Below are 2,281 nucleotides of genomic sequence, written 5' to 3'. Positions count from 1 at the left end.
TTCAGCACCGCCGGCCAGCGGCTCATTTACGACGAAGGTTTGCGCGGTGCGGTGGACGCCTGGCTCAAATCGCTCGACGAGGAGGCATTCGTCGCGCATTTGCCGCTGTTGCGCCGGGTCTTTTCGCACCTCGACTCGATGGAGCGGCGGCGGCTGATCGAAGCGGTGCTCGGCCGCGCCAGACGCCTGCCGGCCGGGCTGACACCAACACCTGACGGCGGCGAGGCGTGGCGCCGGCATCTCGATCGGCTCGCGCCGTTGCTCAGGGGCGAGAATGACCATGGATGACGGGATCGACATGAGCGAATCCGGCCAGGCGGGCGACGAGCGCGAGCGCCGCTGGCGCCTGGCGGTCGGCGCCGATGATCCGTCATCGGCAGCGCTTTCCGAGACCGACAAGCGGCTTTCGGCGGCACTCGATGCGCTCTATGGCGACGGCGCCGGCGATGCTGGTGCCGATCCGCGCAAGCGGCGCGGCGGGCTGGGGCGATCGGCGCCGAAAGTCGCGCAATGGATGGGCGATATCAGGTCGTTCTTTCCAGCGCAGGTGGTGCAGATCGTCCAGAAGGATGCCTTCGAACGGCTCAATTTGAAGCAGATGCTGATGGAGCCGGAATTCCTCAAGGCGATCGAGGCGGATGTCAATCTGGTCGCCGATCTGATCTCGCTGCGTTCGGTCATGCCGGCCAAGACCAAGGACGTCGCCCGCACGATCATCGCCGACATCGTCGCCAAGCTGATGCAACGGCTGGAGCAGAAGACCGCCGAGGCGATACGCGGTGCGCTCGACCGCTCGCGCCGCACCAACCGCCCGCGCCAGCGCGACATAGATTGGCCGCGCACCATTTCGGCCAACCTTCGCCACTATCAGCCCGAGCACAAGACCATCGTGCCGGAAAGATTGATCGGCTTCATGCGCCAGCAACGTCGGATGGTCGACCTCGACGAGGTTGTGCTGTGCGTCGACCAGTCCGGGTCGATGGCCAGTTCGGTGATCTATGCCTCGATATTCGCCGCCGTGATGGCCTCCTTGCCGGTGGTGCGGACCAAGCTGGTCTGCTTCGACACGGCGATCGTCGACCTGACCGAGGAGCTCAGCGATCCGGTCGAGGTGCTGTTCGGCGTGCAACTTGGTGGCGGCACCGACATCAACCAGGCGGTCGCCTATTGCGCCGACCGCATCGAACGGCCGACCAAGTCGCATATGGTGCTGATCACCGACCTCTATGAAGGCGGCAATGGCCAGGAATTGCTGCAGCGGCTGGCGGCACTCGTTCGCTCGGGCGTCAATGTGGTCGTGCTCCTGGCGCTGACCGATCAGGGCAGGCCGGGTTATGACCCCAAAATGGCCGGGTCGGTTGCGGCACTCGGCATTCCCGTCTTTGCCTGCACGCCGGATCTGTTTCCCGACATGATGGCCGCGGCACTGCGTCGCGAGGATATCGGCGCCTGGGCTGCCGGGGCCGATATCAAGCTGGTCCGCGCCGAGGCCGATGACACCATGGCTGACGCCTGAGGCGCGACTATCTTCGCCGCCAGAAGCCCGCTTGGCATCGCCAGAGCGGCAACCAAAAGCAACGTTGAAACGCCCGCGGTGCTGACAGGCACGGCGCAAGGGCCGCTTCGCATCACCACGCGCTGACATCGCCAAATGGCCGGCCGACGTCTGCCTTGGTCATCATGTCGTGAATTGCGCGCAGCGGTCGCTTGACTCTGATCGAGCCATGTGAAAAATTTTGCAGCAACTGATAAAAATATCACCGGGACGGAAACGTGGTTGGTTTTGGAAACGGCCTCTTGCGCGACGATGACGCCAGCATGGCGGCGCGCGCCGCATGGCTTCACTACGCCGGCGGCCTGACCCAGTCAGAGGTTGCCAAGCGGCTGGGGCTGACCAGCCTCAAGGCCCACCGCCTCATCACCAAGGCCAACCAGGAAGGGCTGGTGAAGGTCTATATCGACGGTGAAGTGTCGGAATGCGTCGAGCTCGAGGACGAATTGTCCCGCCGTTACGGCCTCGACTATTGCGAGGTGGTTCCGGATTTCGATTCCGAGGACCTGCCGCTCAAGGCGCTCGGCATTGCCGGCGCGCAGTTCCTCAAGCGCGAGATCGAGCGCGGCGAGCAGGCGCTGATCGGCGTCGGCCACGGCCGCACGCTCGCCGCCTGCGTCGAATATCTGCCGCGCACCACCACCGACCGGATCCGCTTCGTTTCGCTGCTCGGCGGCCTGACGCGGAAATTCTCGGCCAATCCGCATGACGTCATCCATCGTCTCGCCG

General features: G+C 64.7%; 3 protein-coding genes. All 3 read left to right on the top strand.

The annotated features are described in order from the left end of the window. Positions 1–288, top strand: a 288-nt coding sequence (locus tag EOA36_RS33665) for a DUF5682 family protein (RefSeq protein WP_245464543.1), incomplete at its 5' end; no start/stop codon positions are given. Continuing rightward, a complete protein-coding gene (locus EOA36_RS33660) occupies positions 281–1,516 on the top strand; it encodes a VWA domain-containing protein (protein ID WP_127281036.1) in 1,236 nt (411 codons plus the stop codon). The genes EOA36_RS33665 and EOA36_RS33660, both read left to right, overlap by 8 nt. Positions 1,517–1,818: 302 nt before the next feature. After that, on the top strand, positions 1,819–2,281 hold a 463-nt coding region (locus tag EOA36_RS33655), incomplete at its 3' end, for a sugar-binding domain-containing protein (RefSeq protein ID WP_281040105.1).

This window comes from Mesorhizobium sp. M8A.F.Ca.ET.021.01.1.1, from assembly GCF_003998025.1.
GTDB lineage: Bacteria > Pseudomonadota > Alphaproteobacteria > Rhizobiales > Rhizobiaceae > Mesorhizobium.
This window is presented reverse-complemented; position numbering and strand designations above follow the sequence as displayed.

Excerpts from the sequence above, each read along its gene's own strand:
- EOA36_RS33660 (WP_127281036.1), top strand. The coding sequence starts at position 281 with ATGGATGACGGGATCGACATGAGCGAATCCGGCCAGGCGGGCGACGAG.